Raw genomic sequence first — 15,384 nt, 5'->3', positions numbered from 1 at the left:
CTGCTCTATATTGTAAGGTTTCGTTTAGTGAGTACGTTCAAATTCAGCCATAAAATCAATTAAAGCCAGTACACCAGACTCCGGCATGGCATTGTAAATACTTGCCCGCATGCCACCCACCGAACGGTGGCCTTTTAATTCAAATAATCCGTTAGCTTCTGCCGAAACAATAAAAGCCTTGTCCAAGCTTTCATCAGCCAGAATAAATGGCACATTCATGCGTGAACGGCAGGAAACGTCTACCGGATTGGAATACAAAACCGATTGATCAATGGCTTGATACAATTTTACCGCTTTGGCTATGTTTAGCTGCTCGATAGCCTCGACGCCACCTTGGGCTTTTACCCATTTGAGCACCAGACCAACCAGATACCAATTGTAAGTTGCCGGTGTATTTAACATGGATTGATTTTTAGCTTGCTCGGCGTAGTCAAATACCGAAGGAGTGGTTTTATCCGCATGTCCGATTAAATCATCCCTGATAATAACCACGGTAACACCTGCAGGCCCCATATTTTTTTGAGTTCCCGCATAAATCAAACCATACTGACTGACATCAACTTTACGCGATAAAATATTGGATGACATATCCGACACCAGTGGCAGGCCATGGGCATTGGGAGTATTTTGAAATTCTACGCCATGAATGGTTTCATTAGATGTATAGTGCAAATAAGCTGCCTGCTCGTCCAAAAGCCAGGTTGAGGCATCAGGAATACTGGTAAACCGGGTATCTTCGGAACTCGCACTCACGATAACATCACAGTAATTTTTGGCGTCTTTAATGGCTTTTTCAGACCATGCACCGGTATTCAGGTAACAGGCTTTAGCTTTACCATTCAAAATATTTTGTGGTATTAATGAAAACTGTGCTGATGCACCGCCTTGGAGAAACAACACCTTATAATTCTCGGGAACAGCCATCAAGCTTCTTAAATCACTTTCCAATTCTTCGGCAATAAGCGAAAAATGCTTGCCTCGATGACTCATTTCCATCACGGACATGCCGCTATCACGCCATTCCAATAACTCTTGTTGAGCTTGCTGTAATACCGATTCAGGGAATATTGATGGCCCCGCACTAAAATTATAAACTCTGGACATGACTTTTCTCTTGGTTAAATTTATAAAATAAAAATTAGTTTAGCCGCGCAGGCGTAAGGACAATCCTTTTTTACCCACGATTTACAGCCTGAATAATCGATAAAAAAGGCGGGCAAAAAATACTGCCCACCTTTTAATTGTAATCGTGAAGCTGAATATTGCCTATGACCGGAACTTATTCAGATTCATCATCGTCGCTATCGCCTGAATCATCGCCTGTCTGTATATCATCTTCTGAATCGATGTCATCATTCAACACTGCACCAACCACCAATGCACTGTCGACATCGTCATCAATTTCACTGTCATCATCATCCTCTTCGCCAGCCAAGCCTTCAATACGATCAACGCCAATGACTTTTTCTTTTTTATCCAAACGAATAATCGTAACGCCCTGAGTATTTCTGCCGACCACTGAAATACCATCAACACGGGTACGTACCAAAGTGCCGCCATCGGTAATCAACATCAACTCATCATTATCATTAACCAATACGGCACCGACTACCGAACCATTACGTTCCGATGTTTGTATGGCAATCAATCCCTGCCCGCCGCGTTTATGGCAGGTAAATTCTTCCAACTTGGTACGCTTGCCATAACCATTCTCGGTAATATTCAGCACCGTGCCTTCAGTAGCAATAATTAAGGAAATGATTCTCTGTCCTTCGTGTAAGCGCATACCTCGAACTCCAGAAGCTGTTCTGCCCATGGATCGCACATCTGCTTCATTAAAACAGACCGCTTTACCGGTACTGCCAAACAATAAAACATTTTGCTGGCCGTCAGTTACCGCAACACCCACCAGAGTATCGCCTTCCCTTAAATCGATAGCAATCTTGCCGGTAGCGCGTTGGCGCTCAAACTCCTTTAACGGAGTCTTTTTAACGGTACCCGCTGAAGTTGCCATAAAGATAAATTTGTTATCTGTAAATTCGCGGATAGGCAAAATGGCATTAATTTTCTCATCCTGTCCCAGCGGCAATAAATTAACAAATGGCTTGCCTCTCGCCGCACGGCTTGCAACAGGCAATTGATAAACTTTCAGCCAATAAACTTTACCCAACGAAGAGAAACATAAAATAATATCGTGAGTATTGGCAACAATCAGCTTGTCAACATAATCAAGCTCTTTGGTAGCAGTTGCTGATTTGCCTCGTCCGCCACGCCGCTGCGCCTTGTAATCACTCAAAGGCTGAGACTTGACATAACCTTCATGGGACATGGTAACGACCATATCTTCTTCGGTGATTAAATCCTGCTCTGATAAATCCAATTGATTCTGAATAATTTCTGTACGCCGTGGATCGGAATATTGGTCTTTAATAGCGACCAGTTCTTCCCTGATAATCTCCATCAAACGAGTGTCGTTACCCAAAATAAACAAGTACTCATCAATTTGCTCAAGTAAAAGCTTGTATTCCTGGACTATCTTGTCCTGTTCCAATCCGGTTAAACGATGTAAACGCAAATCAAGAATAGCCTGAGCCTGCGTTTCGGACAGACGGTAAACACCCTCAAATATACCAAACTCGTCAGACAGATCTTCCGGTCTGGACCGCGTGGCATCGGCTCTTTCCAACAAGGTAGAAACCAGTCCTGCATCCCAGGTTCTTGATAGCAGTCCAACCTTGGCTTCTTCGCGATTACTGGAGGTCTTGATCAGTTCGATCATTACATCAATATTAGCCAAAGCAACAGCAAGACCTTCCAAGATATGGGCTCTTTCGCGGGCACGACGCAAATTAAAAATCGTTCTGCGAGTAACAATTTCGCGTCGGTGATTAATAAATGCACTAATAATTTCCCTCAGATTCATACAGTGCGGGCGACCATCCAGCAAGGCCACCATATTAATACCAAAAACTGTCTGAAACTGTGTCTGTTTATACAGGTTGTTTAAAACGACTTCGGGCACTTCACCACGACGTAATTCAACAACCATGCGCATACCGTCTTTGTCGGACTCATCACGTAAACCTGAAATACCCTCAAGCTTGCCGTCTTTAACCAACTCGGCAATTTTCTCAAGTAACCTCGCCTTGTTAACCTGATAAGGTAATTCTGTGGTGATAATAGCTTGTCGACTACTATCGCCTATATTCTCAAAATGACAACGTGCGCGTAGATAAATCTTGCCGCGTCCGGTGGTATAAGCATTATAAATACCGGCAGCACCATTAATAAATCCGGCAGTAGGAAAGTCAGGACCCGGGATATAAGTCATTAAATCATCAATAGTGACATCCGGCTTGTCAATCATTGCCAAACAGGCACTAACCACTTCATTCATATTATGTGGCGGTATATTGGTAGCCATACCTACAGCAATACCTGATGAGCCGTTAACCAATAAGTTTGGTACACGAGTGGGTAATACTTCCGGCTGTATTTCTGACTCATCATAGTTAGGGATAAAATTAACCGTCTCTTTATCAAGGTCTGCCAGCAACTCATGAGCGATTTTTGCCATACGCACTTCCGTATAACGCATCGCTGCGGGTGGATCACCATCAACCGAGCCGAAATTGCCCTGCCCGTCAACCAGCATGTAGCGCATTGAAAAAGACTGAGCCATACGAACCATAGTGTCATAAACTGCGGTATCGCCATGGGGATGGTATTTACCAATAACATCACCGACAATACGTGCTGATTTTTTGTAAGGCTTGTTCCAATCGTTACCTAACTCACTCATCGCATATAACACACGACGATGCACTGGTTTAAGGCCATCTCTGACATCGGGGAGTGCGCGACCAACGATAACGCTCATGGCGTAATCGAGATAGGACTGTTTCATCTCGTCTTCGAGATTGACCGGAATAATTTCTTTAGCGAAGTTTGACATTGATCCCTATATAAACAATGTACCGATAACAAGGTATCGGTATGGTTTCTTGACTACAACAACTGCACCATTCTCGATTCCTTTCGTTAGGCGCGGCTATATGACTTTAAATAAAACCAAGATTATACCAAATACTCGATAGTGAGTCGAAGATGTTGACGCTTTATCCTGAAAAGGACCCTATTTCCACGAAAAAAAACGAAATAAATCAGCATATTATGTTGCGTAGCCAGTACCTTTTTTGATAATTACTTACAGCTTGGCAGCTGTTTAAATCTTTTCCTGGCTTGTAACTACCTGGTTATTAAAAAATGAGAATTAATGCACCACAGATTTGCTGATTATAAAATGGCTTTTTTGATTTGATAGGCTGTGTAGTGGCCGATAATGAAAATTCCTGAACAGGATGAAGTCATCTGCGGCATTTTTCTGTCACCGAGCAGTTTTACCCGAACTTTACCATCGCCTCAAAACATTTTTTTTGCTCTCGTTAACCAACTGGTTTTTTAATTCTTATAACTTAAGCAAAAATTTCAGTCAGGAAATTTTCCATCATTAGCCATGATCGTCTGTCTGCATCAGGCTGATAGACCATGCCAAAATCAGGATTATTGGCAACCGGATTGGTAAATGCATGCATGGTATTGCCAAAGGCATGTAACTGCCAGTCTACACCCGACTGTGTCATTTCCTGTTCAAAAGCAAGCACTTGCTCAACAGGTACCATGGGGTCATCATGGCCGTGTAAAGCCAACACCTTTGCCTTGATAACATTACCAGAAGCATTGACAGGCGCACCTAACAAGCCATGAAAACTAACCACCCCTTTTAAATCTGCACCTGTTCTTGCCAAATCAAGCGAGCACAAACCGCCAAAACAAAAACCAATCGCAGCAACCTTACTATCATCAACCCAAGGTAATAATTTCACTGCATACAGCGCTGCCTGCAGTCGCTTTGCCAACATTTGCCGATCATCCATAAAAGGTTGCATGAGCCTGGCATTTTCTTCGGCATCCGCACCCAAGATACCGTTACCATAAACATCAACTGCAAAGCCGACATAACCTAACGCCGCTAATTTCTTGGCTTTTTCGTCGACAAAATTATCTCTGCCGACCCAGCTATGGTTTATTAAAACAGCAGGTCTACGGCCAGTGAACGAATCATCAAAAGCAAAAAAAGCCTCCAACAACACATCACCATCCATATACCCAACAGTATTAGATATAATTGCCATCACGCCACCTTATTGGTTAATTTTTTCATTTAAGCGTCCTGCTTGCCGTAACTTCATTAAAAACCCTGCAGAAGCTGCCTCTGTCAAATCCAGCACATGCTCAAAACCATACTTTCCGCCAAAGTAAGGATCAGGCACTTCCCTTGTCGTCAACTGCGGAGCGAAATCAAGAAAATAACTGATTTTGCCTTTATATTCATCAGGGCAAGCATTCATCAGCGCAGCATGGTTATCATCATCCATGACCAACAAGAAATCAAAATCTTCAAAATCACCCATAATAACTTTTCTTGCACGTAAATGAGCAAGCTCAATACCCCGCCCCAAAGCTGCCTGTTGGGCACGAAAGTCAGGCGATTCTGCAATATGATGCGCATGAGTGCCCGCTGAATCGATAACAAAATAATTTTCTAAATTTTGTTCTTTAAGTTGCTTTGCAAAAACGCCTTCAGCAGTCGGTGATCGGCAAATATTGCCCATACAAACAAAAAGAACTTTTATTTTTTCCATGAATATACCCACTTAAAAAACGACCAGACCAAAATTAAATTTTGGTCATTGTAAGACTTGATTAGTGAAACTGGCAGAGTAAAGCCGACCAATTATTTATAGGAACTACTGAATTAATCAAGTGCGTAGAACCTTCCGTAAACACCTTAATTTCCAAAGCATGCAAGGCATATTCAATCTCAAGTAATGCATCAAGTACTTTTCTGCCTGATCATTATAGCCGGAATTATGGAACACTATCCGGCGTTCAATATCTACGCGAAAAGCCTTCCAACAGATAAACAAATCTGATTTTATTACCTGATTACTATTTTTTCAGATAACTATTTTTGACTAAGATTAAAATATTACTGAATCTAAGGACAGACAATGCTTTGCCTGCCCTTGAAAATTCGATTGGAAAGTCAATATGTTACTAATTATCCAACCGACTAATTAAAACCCGTTCAATCAAGCAAATGGATGTTCCAAAATAATGGTTTCATCTCTATCGGGTCCTGTTGAAATGATTGTCACCTTAACACCAACCAACTCTTCCAGTCTTTTAATATAGGCTTTTGCATTAACCGGCAGCGCATTAAAATCCGTTACGCCAAAAGTACTTTCAGACCAACCCGGCATTTCTTCAATAATGGCATGGCATTGCTCATATTGATCCGCACCTAAAGGCGCTACCTCAGTAATTTCTCCATTCAACCGATAAGCAGTACAAATACCAATATTTTTTAGTCCATCCAACACATCAAGCTTGGTTAAACAAATACCACTCAAACTGTTAAGTTTTGCTGATTTACGCATGGCGACGGCATCAAACCAACCAGTACGACGTTTACGTCCTGTTGTAGCGCCAAACTCATTACCTTTGGTACCCAAATGCTCGCCATTTTCATCATGTAATTCAGATGGAAAGGGGCCATTGCCAACACGCGTTGAGTAAGCCTTGGTAATTCCCAAGACATAATCAAGATCAAGCGGTCCTAAACCGCTACCTGTCGCAGCACCGCCTGCAGTGGTGCTGGATGAGGTAACATAAGGAAAGGTACCATGATCAATATCCAGTAGCGCACCTTGAGCACCTTCAAATAACAGGTTTTTTCCTTGCCCCTGAAAGTTATAAAGCGCTTCACTGACATCCGTTAACATAGGCTTGATTTGCTCGCCCAAGGCAAGCGCCTCATCCAATGTCTGCTGATAATCAACTGCGTCAGTGTGATAATAGTGGGTCAACATAAAATTATGATACTCAACCAGCTCTTTAAGTTTTTCGGCAAAGCTTTCGGCATTCAGTAAGTCACCTGCACGCAAACCTCTACGCCCGGCTTTATCTTCATAAGCAGGTCCAATCCCACGTCCGGTTGTACCAATGGCTTTACCACCACGCGCTCTTTCCCTCGCCTGATCGATAGCCACATGCACCGGCAGAATCAAGGTACAAGCCTCACTGATAAGTAAACGATTTCTAACCTGAATTCCGGCTTTTTCCAAAAATTCAATTTCTTCCATTAAGGCATTCGGTGATAAAACCACACCATTACCAATCATGCACAGCACATTATCTCTAAGTATGCCGGAAGGAATAAGATGCAATACCGTTTTCTCGCCACGAATTACCAGCGTGTGTCCGGCATTATGGCCGCCTTGAAAACGCACGACTGCTGATACTTGTTCGGTTAATAAATCAACCAGCTTACCTTTTCCTTCGTCACCCCATTGAGTGCCGATGATAACGACATTTTTTCCCATAATTATTCCAGGCTTAAACTAAAGGTCTGACGACCCAGTTTTTATTATCTTGTTCTAAAATAGAAGTGCATCCTAATTCTTTTGCACTTCCGGTTTGTCCTGGCAATTGCTGAACAACAGCTTGTTGCCGGGCACGTAAATCCCTGATTATTTCGCTTAACGCGAGATCATCTGAATACGGAGCAAAAATAAGCTCTCTTGGTGCTACTGGGCAGGATTGCTTGCTAAGTGATGACAGTAATTTTAAGTCGGCACTAAAACCAGTCGCAGGACGAGCACGCCCAAACACGGCACCAATATTATCATAACGACCACCACGGGCAATTTCTCTGCCGACTGAGGGTATAAAAGCCGCAAAAACCATACCCGTATGATAATGATAGCCACGTAACTCTGCTAAATCGAAACTGACCGGCAAGAAAGGAAAATGCGCTGCCAGCTTTTCCGCAATCGCTTCCAAATCTGCCAACGCATTTTTAACCTCATCATTGGCTTTTAACAATACCGCCCGCGCTTTATCAAGAATGTCTTTACCACCATTCAACTCGGGTAACTTCAATAGCATGACCTTAAGATCGCTATCAATTGAATAACTGTCCATCAACTCCTGAAGTTCAGGCCTGGCTTTACGCTGCAAGACATCAAATAATTCACTTTCCTGTAAATCAGTTAATCCCGCCTGTCTGGCTAAAGCGCGATAAATGCCCACATGCCCTAAATCAAGATGAATATTTTGCAATCCGGTTCTGGCCAGCATTTCAAGCATCAGCCGAATAACTTCAACATCACTTTCCTTACCTGCATGTCCATAAAGTTCCGCACCTATTTGCATAGGGCTACGCGTCTTTTCCAATGGGTCGCCGCGAGTATGCAATATAGTACCAACATAACACAAACGTGTTGGCCATTCGTATTTAAGGTTATGCGCATCTATTCTGGCAACTTGAGGGGTCATGTCAGCTCTTACACCAAGCATTTCACCACTAATTTGATCAGTGAGTTTAAAGGTTTGTAAATCCAGATCATGCCCTGAGCCCGTCAGTAATGAATCCAGAAAATCAATAAAGGGAGGAATAACCAGGCCATAGCCCCAGCAAGTAAACAATTCCAGTAATTCACGACGTAAGTTTTCCAGATGTTTGGCTTCTTCCGGCAAAACTTCTTCTATGCCATCAGGCAAAAGCCAGGAATCTTTTTGTTGCATGTTTTGTGTGTCCACTCAAACAAAACGCCCCGCAAGCGGAGCGTTTTTATATTTCAAAATACAGATTGGGTTACCTTAGAATAACCCAATATTTATAGCTACTTTTGTTTCTTAAAATACTGAAAGAAATCAGAATCAGGATCAAGGACCATCATACTTGAACTGGAGAAAGTTTTCTTGTAGGCATTTAAGCTTCGATAAAAAGTAAAAAATTCAGTATCCGCACCATAAGCCTTGGCATAAATATCGGCAGATATTGCATCACCTTCACCACGCAGTATTTCTGAATCACGAAAGGCATTAGCCAGCGTAACAACACGCTGCCTGTCGGCATCAGCACGAATTCTTTCTGCAGCTTCTGAGCCTTGTGAACGGAACTCACGAGCGACACGCTCACGCTCGGCTTCCATTCTTCGGAATACTGAACTACTGACATCAGGTGGCAAATCAATACGCATTACCTGAACATCAACAATCTCCATGCCTAAAGACGCAGCAACAGCCTTGGAGTTATTCGTTAATATATCGCGGATGGCACTACGATCAGTTGACAGCAGTTGCTTGATATTACGTTTACTAAATTCACTCCGAAAGGCATCTTTAATAATTTGATCCAAACGTAAATTAGCCTGATCGATATCACCGGCAACGGTAGTATAAAAAGTGGTTACATTACCAATCCGCCATTTAACAAAAGAATCAACAATAACATTCTTCTTTTCAGCCGTTAAAAACCGCTCAGGCTTGGCATCCATCGTTTGAATACGAGCATCAAATTTCTTGACGTTATTGATAAAAGGTACTTTAAAATGTAGTCCAGGCTCGTAGTCATTTTTTACGATCTCACCTAAACGAAATTTAATTGCTTTTTCAGTTTGATTAACGGAAAACACACACATCATGCCAACCAGCACCAATGCAGCCAAGCCTACCAAAAGTTTATTCTGTATCATTAGCGTCCCCTTGCATCACGGCTACGAGTTGAAGCGCGCTCAACAGCTTGCTCTTGTACCACAGTCGGTTGGGACTGAGGTTGATCGACACTCCCTGACTGTGAATTCATGTTTGATAGTTGCGATAAAGATTGATTTTGCATCATTTTATCCAGCGGTAAATAAAGTAAATTATTGCCCCCTTTAACATCAACTAAAACCTTACTTGTTTGAGCCAATACGCTTTCCATTGATTCTATATAAAGACGTTTACGTGTCACATCGGGCGCTTTAACATACTCGGCAAGTAATTTGGTAAACCGGCTTGATTCACCTTCAGCCTGAGCAATGACTTGTTCTTTATAACCTTCAGCTTCCTGCAACTTTCTGGCAGCACCACCACGCGCCTTAGGTACAACGTCATTAGAATAAGCTTCTGCTTCGTTAATCAAACGCTGCTGATCTTCGCGTGCCTTGATGGCATCTTCAAAAGCGTTTTGGACCTGTTCCGGGGGTTGAGCATCCTGTAAATTGACACTGGTCACCTGAATACCTGATTGATAGCTATCCATGACTAACTGAATTTCTTTTCTGATTAGCGTCACAACTTCACTACGACCTTGGGTTAAAACAAAGTCCATCGTACTACTACCAACGACACCACGCAGTGCACTTTCAGTAACTTGCTTTAACGTATTCGAAGGATTGACCACATTAAAGATAAATTCTTTGGCATCTTTAACCTGGTATTGAACAGCCAGACGAACATCGACATAATTTTCGTCTTTGGTCAACATCAAGGCTTCTTTGGACACCGCAGTCACTTGATCTCCGCCACTGTTTCGATACCCCACTTCGATAAAGCGTTGTTGTTTTACATTGACAATATCAACCCGTTCAATAGGTGTAGGTAAGTGCCAATTTAAACCAGACTGTGTAGTAGCAATATATTTACCAAATCGCGTTTCAACGCCATGGTTACCTTCATCAACGATATAAAATCCGCTTAAGCCCCATAAAATAACAGCACCGCCAGCAAGAAAACCCAGGCTTTTCATTGATGCACCTGGAGAGAAATTTCTGGGGGAGCCTTCATTGTCACCGTTGCCACCGTTGCCACCACCAAAAAACTTACCTAATTTCTCTTGCAATGAGCGTATTGCTTCATCTAAATCGGGCGGTCCTTTCTGGTCACCTCGTCCACTCCAAGGATCTTTCTTATCGTTGCCAGGCTCATTCCACGACATATTTACACTCCATATTGGATAACTTAATTAATTCATCCCGCAGGATGTTTATTGATATTCTATCGTAAATTTCTTAAAAAATGAAAAAAGTACACCGTTCAATACTAAAAACTGACGAATTTAGCTTGACTGGTTTACTCATTCGTTTCTTCGATTTTCACTTCTTTTAACAACCCCAGATACCTTACATCAATTTCAACAACTAATTCATTGGCACCGAACTCATCAATATGCTCGTCAATTATTTTTGCGCAAGTAAATAATTTTGCCCTGATATTACCTTGATCGGGTCGTAAAAAGCAGCGACGCTTAACTTTAGTAATCGAAAATAATTCCGCCAAGACTTGATAAAGCAGTTCAACACCTGCTCCCGTTTCAGCAGATAGCCAGACTCTAACCGGATTACCGGCATCATCCCTATCAATGTGAGGGAGAATATTATCCAGTAAATCTATTTTATTAAAAATTTCAATTTGCCTGACTGTATCTGCACCTATATCTTCCAGAACCTGATGAACTTGATGAATAATCTCATCCCTGTCATCGCTGTTAGCATCAATAACGTGCAGTAATAAATCTGCTTCACTGGCTTCCTGTAACGTCGATTTGAATGCTGCTACCAATTCATGAGGTAAATGACGAATAAAACCTACCGTATCAGCAAGCACAATCTCACTGCTATTAGGCAGTTGACAGCTACGTAAAGTGGGATCCAAAGTAGCAAACAGCTTATCTGCAGTATATATATCTGCGCCGGTAAGCGTGTTAAACAAAGTGGATTTACCCGCATTGGTGTAACCCACCAATGAAACAGAAGGAACTTCAGCTTTTTTTCTTTTACTACGGCCTTGATGCCGTTGCTTGTCAACTTTATCCAGACGTTGCTGAATTTGCTTAATACGCAAACCTAATAGGCGCCTATCGGTCTCTAACTGGGTTTCACCAGGACCACGCAGACCAATACCGCCTTTTTGGCGTTCCAAATGCGTCCAACCTCTGACGAGACGTGTTGACAAGTGTTTTAACTGCGCCAATTCAACCTGAAGCTTACCTTCAAAGGATTGCGCTCGCTGAGCAAATATATCAAGAATAAGTCCGTTTCTGTCAACAACCCTAACACCCAAAGCGCCTTCGAGATTCCTTTCCTGACTGGGAGCAAGCGGGTGATTGAATAAAACAACGTCTGCAGAGTGCTCTTCTACCGCCGCCTTAAGTTCTTCAAGCTTACCTTTGCCGACAAAATATTTTGAGTCAGGACGTTTTCGACTGCCGGTGATAACAAAAACAGGATCAGTTCCGGCTGATTTAGCCAATTCTTTTAACTCTAAAAGATCTTCCTGGCCGGAACGAAAGGTTAGATGAACAAGTACAGCTCGTTCACCTGCAGAATCTGGACGATCAAACAATAAAATACTCCATAATGATGTCTATAAAAAAACTATTTTGGGATAGGAACAAAGTAACTTGGACACTTTTATCTCGGGTTTTTATACTTAAAAAACAGCTGCAAGGATGCAGAAGCAAAATACAAAACTAATAAAAAATCAGTCAAGGTGTACAAGTTATAAAATTATCATTCCTTGGCAATCAGGCACTTTCACTCGTCACTGGCAACTTCGTCGTCACGTATAATTTTTACAGATTTACTGGGTACGATAGTTGAAATAGCGTGCTTGTAAACCATCTGACTAATAGTATTTTTCAGCATAATGACATATTGATCAAATGAATCGACTTTTCCTTGTAATTTTATACCGTTAACAAGAAAAATTGACACAGGGGTATGTTCTTTTCTCAGAGTATTTAAAAAACTATCCTGCAAATTTTGACTTTTTGACATCCGATTTCTCCTTATTATTCTATATATGTTAGGTTAGGTTAAAGATAACTGCAATTACAAAGCAATACAAATCAAACTGTCTCATCTTGAAACCTGCTGGCTTTTTATACCCACTTATTTTATCAGAGACACCTTGATTGCCGTCTATTTTATTGCTGTCGTTTTCAATTTAACGATCAGGTATCGATAATCTTCTTCAGCCAGCGCATCACTTAAAATAAGCAGCATTTTTTTATCGGCAAGCATTATAGATGGGGGCTGAGATCGATATTTAAAGTGCAAAAATAATGTTTGTGTTGTAATGACCGTTGATTTCAAAATCTCAATCGCAGCAAAGCCCTCCCCTTTTGACAGCTCCCAAGCCAACGCTTCAGTATACTTAATAGTGTGATTCTCAGAGCGCAAGCGCCTGACAGTTAACCAATAATGTAAGCCTATCAATGCACACAGGCTGATTTTTATAGTAAAACCCAACGCATTAGCGATACTGGCTACCAAGGCCAGCAAATGAATAAAAACCAGTATTTTTTTAAATCGCCTGGAAGGCTTAAGCGCCAATAGCAACGTTGTATTATATTCTTTGGGCATATTTAAAACTCAAGGTTTATACCTCATTAAAGGTACCAGAAAACTATTTTTTACCTTGCACCTTTTAACGACTGAAGGCGACTTACTATATAATCGATATTAATCTTACTGCTGACTATTTTTACTCTATGAATCAGAACTGGAAAAACTTCCTGCTCAATCAACATGCAACATTTGAAAGTGATACTCAAATTACCTTTCCAGCCGTTGCAGGTTATAACGACAAAACCATTTATCCAATTGCCCATTTAGCAATTTTAACTGTTAGCGGCAAAGATGCCGCCAAACTATTACAAGGACAAATGACCTGCGACATTAACGACATTACCGAGACCAAAAGCAGCTTGGGCGCTTTATGTAATCCCAAAGGCCGAACCCTGACCACTTTTTTACTGGTTAAAAGCGGCGCTACTTTTTTGATGATTTTACCCGAAATGCTATTGGAATCCGTCAAAAAAAGATTGCAAATGTACATTTTACGATCTGATGTCACCTTGACAAACAGTTCCGACCAGTTATGTTTGATAGGACTATCAGATCCTGCACTACAAACCGAAGCTTTATTTGCCACAACGCAGCAAACGTTTATTAGCGTTAATTTTTCTACCAAGCACAACCGACAGCTCATTATTGTCGAAGTCGATAAAGCTATTGCCCTTTGGTCAGAGTGGGTTGACCACCAGGACTTTAAACCAAAAAATTCAGATCAGTGGCGTTATCTGGATATACTTTCCGGCATTCCTTGGCTGACGAATGAAACTTCTGAGGAATTTATTCCACAAATGCTAAATTTGGATCTATTGGGTGGCATCAGTTTTAATAAAGGCTGTTATACCGGACAGGAAATTGTTGCGCGCACCCATTATCTGGGCAAGGCCAAAAGAGCGCTATTTCTGGCAGAATCTGATGCACCATTGATGCCAACACCTAACTCAACTATTATTGCTGACACTGCGGGCACCGAACAAAACATCGGCAAGGTATTGCTGGCGCAACACGACCAATTAGCACCAGAAAATGAGTCATCGCCAGTTAAGATGCTGATCGTTTTACTGGTTTCTGATAGCCACACTCAACACTTGACATTAAAAGACCAGAATCACCATAAAATAACTTTATTACCATGGCCACACTCATGAATTCTCAAGCAGCCTTACATTTTCGTCGCATCGGCATTCTAACTATTTTTGCGGTTTATATCGTCATTCTTATGGGCGGCGTGGTCAGGGCTTCAGGTGCAGGCATGGGCTGCCCTGACTGGCCAACCTGCTTTGGCTCATGGATACCACCCACTGAAGAGTCACAGTTACCGGCTAATTATCATGAATTGTATGCTGAGCGCGGCTATCAAAATACCCAATTTAATCCTGTAAAAACCTGGACCGAATATGTCAATCGATTAGTCGGTGTAACCATTGGTTTGTTAATATTGTTAACCGCCTGGTCATCCCGCGTTTATCTTAAAACCGACAAAACTGTTTTCTATTTGTCATTAGGTAGCTTTTTCCTGGTGGGTTTTCAAGGCTGGCTGGGATCAACTGTTGTCGCAAGCAACCTGAAACCGGTCATGATCACCTTACATATGCTCTTGGCTTTAGTTTTGGTGGCCTTATTGATTTATACCATTGCCCGATCGCAACGAGACTTTCTTGGTAAGATTGATACGCAAGCATTACCTGCCAGATTTAAAAGCGTTTTAATTGCGGCAATGATAATGACATTATTGCAGGTAGCAATGGGTACTCAAGTAAGAGAAGCCGTTGATTTTATTGCTCGCGAACATATTGAGCGTCAATACTGGCGTGATGATTTCCCCGTTATTTTTTATATACACCGATCTTTTTCATCACTTATTCTGTTTACCAACTTATGGCTAATGTGGAAAATCTCCCGTGTTTTTAATAAAGACCAGCTCTTGTTTCTTACCGGTGTAGCACTTACCACACTGGTCATTACTGCTATACTGGCGGGTGTCAGTCTGGACAGACTGGGCGTGCCCGCCATTGTGCAGCCCATCCATTTAGTTGTAGCCAGCCTGATTTTTGGGGTACAGTTTTTTCTTTATAGCTGCCTGGATTACTCAGAAAAAAACCGTATACCAGAGCAAACAGCTTCGGTGTAAAAA

13 protein-coding genes are annotated in these 15,384 nt (G+C 41.8%); 2 read left to right on the top strand and 11 right to left on the bottom strand.

Annotated elements, in window-relative coordinates; genetic code table 11:
* Window positions 1-24: 24 nt before the first annotated feature.
* The 11 genes from serC to KKZ03_RS11150 form a co-directional block, all read right to left on the bottom strand.
* Window positions 25-1,104, bottom strand: coding sequence for a 3-phosphoserine/phosphohydroxythreonine transaminase (gene serC / locus KKZ03_RS11200; RefSeq protein WP_243216952.1), 1,080 nt, complete (start codon window positions 1,102-1,104; stop codon window positions 25-27).
* Window positions 1,105-1,279: 175 nt separating this feature from the next.
* Complete coding sequence (gene gyrA / locus KKZ03_RS11195) at window positions 1,280-3,955, bottom strand: DNA gyrase subunit A (RefSeq protein ID WP_243216951.1); 2,676 nt, start codon at window positions 3,953-3,955, stop codon at window positions 1,280-1,282.
* A 520-nt stretch (window positions 3,956-4,475) separates the two neighbouring features.
* Window positions 4,476-5,195 (bottom strand): dienelactone hydrolase family protein, encoded by a 720-nt coding sequence (locus KKZ03_RS11190; protein ID WP_243216950.1) that lies wholly within the window; start codon window positions 5,193-5,195, stop codon window positions 4,476-4,478.
* A gap of 9 nt (window positions 5,196-5,204) precedes the next feature.
* The gene (locus tag KKZ03_RS11185) at window positions 5,205-5,705 is read right to left on the bottom strand and encodes a low molecular weight protein-tyrosine-phosphatase (RefSeq protein WP_243216949.1); all 501 of its coding nucleotides are present in this window, start codon (window positions 5,703-5,705) and stop codon (window positions 5,205-5,207) included.
* Between the two features lie 450 nt (window positions 5,706-6,155).
* Window positions 6,156-7,448 (bottom strand): adenylosuccinate synthase, encoded by a 1,293-nt coding sequence (locus KKZ03_RS11180; RefSeq protein WP_371744710.1) that lies wholly within the window; start codon window positions 7,446-7,448, stop codon window positions 6,156-6,158.
* Between the two features lie 13 nt (window positions 7,449-7,461).
* Window positions 7,462-8,652, bottom strand: coding sequence for an ATP phosphoribosyltransferase regulatory subunit (locus tag KKZ03_RS11175; RefSeq protein WP_243216948.1), 1,191 nt, complete (start codon window positions 8,650-8,652; stop codon window positions 7,462-7,464).
* 98 nt (window positions 8,653-8,750) lie between these two features.
* Window positions 8,751-9,605, bottom strand: coding sequence for a protease modulator HflC (gene hflC, locus KKZ03_RS11170; RefSeq protein ID WP_243216947.1), 855 nt, complete (start codon window positions 9,603-9,605; stop codon window positions 8,751-8,753).
* Window positions 9,605-10,831 carry an FtsH protease activity modulator HflK gene (gene hflK / locus KKZ03_RS11165; RefSeq protein WP_243216946.1) on the bottom strand — a complete coding sequence of 409 codons (1,227 nt, stop codon included), beginning with the start codon at window positions 10,829-10,831 and terminating at the stop codon, window positions 9,605-9,607. Before hflK ends, hflC begins: the two co-directional genes overlap by 1 nt.
* A 134-nt stretch (window positions 10,832-10,965) precedes the next feature.
* The gene (hflX, locus tag KKZ03_RS11160) at window positions 10,966-12,237 is read right to left on the bottom strand and encodes a ribosome rescue GTPase HflX (RefSeq protein WP_243216945.1); all 1,272 of its coding nucleotides are present in this window, start codon (window positions 12,235-12,237) and stop codon (window positions 10,966-10,968) included.
* Window positions 12,238-12,428: 191 nt separating this feature from the next.
* Window positions 12,429-12,671, bottom strand: a complete 243-nt coding sequence (hfq, locus tag KKZ03_RS11155; RefSeq protein ID WP_243216944.1) for an RNA chaperone Hfq — start codon at window positions 12,669-12,671, stop codon at window positions 12,429-12,431.
* A gap of 144 nt (window positions 12,672-12,815) precedes the next feature.
* Complete coding sequence (locus KKZ03_RS11150; protein ID WP_243216943.1) at window positions 12,816-13,259, bottom strand: protein YgfX; 444 nt, start codon at window positions 13,257-13,259, stop codon at window positions 12,816-12,818.
* 128 nt (window positions 13,260-13,387) lie between these two features.
* On the opposite strand from KKZ03_RS11150, the gene KKZ03_RS11145 reads away from it, so the two are divergent.
* Window positions 13,388-14,398, top strand: a complete 1,011-nt coding sequence (locus tag KKZ03_RS11145) for a folate-binding protein YgfZ (RefSeq protein ID WP_243216942.1) — start codon at window positions 13,388-13,390, stop codon at window positions 14,396-14,398.
* On the top strand, window positions 14,395-15,381 hold the full coding sequence (locus tag KKZ03_RS11140) for a heme A synthase (RefSeq protein ID WP_243216941.1): 987 nt from the start codon (window positions 14,395-14,397) through the stop codon (window positions 15,379-15,381). The genes KKZ03_RS11145 and KKZ03_RS11140 overlap by 4 nt, the downstream gene beginning before the upstream one ends.
* Window positions 15,382-15,384 lie beyond the last annotated feature (3 nt).

The sequence above is a fragment of the Methylobacter sp. S3L5C genome, assembly GCF_022788635.1.
GTDB lineage: Bacteria > Pseudomonadota > Gammaproteobacteria > Methylococcales > Methylomonadaceae > Methylobacter_C.
The sequence above is the reverse complement of the archived record's forward strand: the minus strand, read 5'-3'. Positions and strand labels throughout refer to the sequence as shown.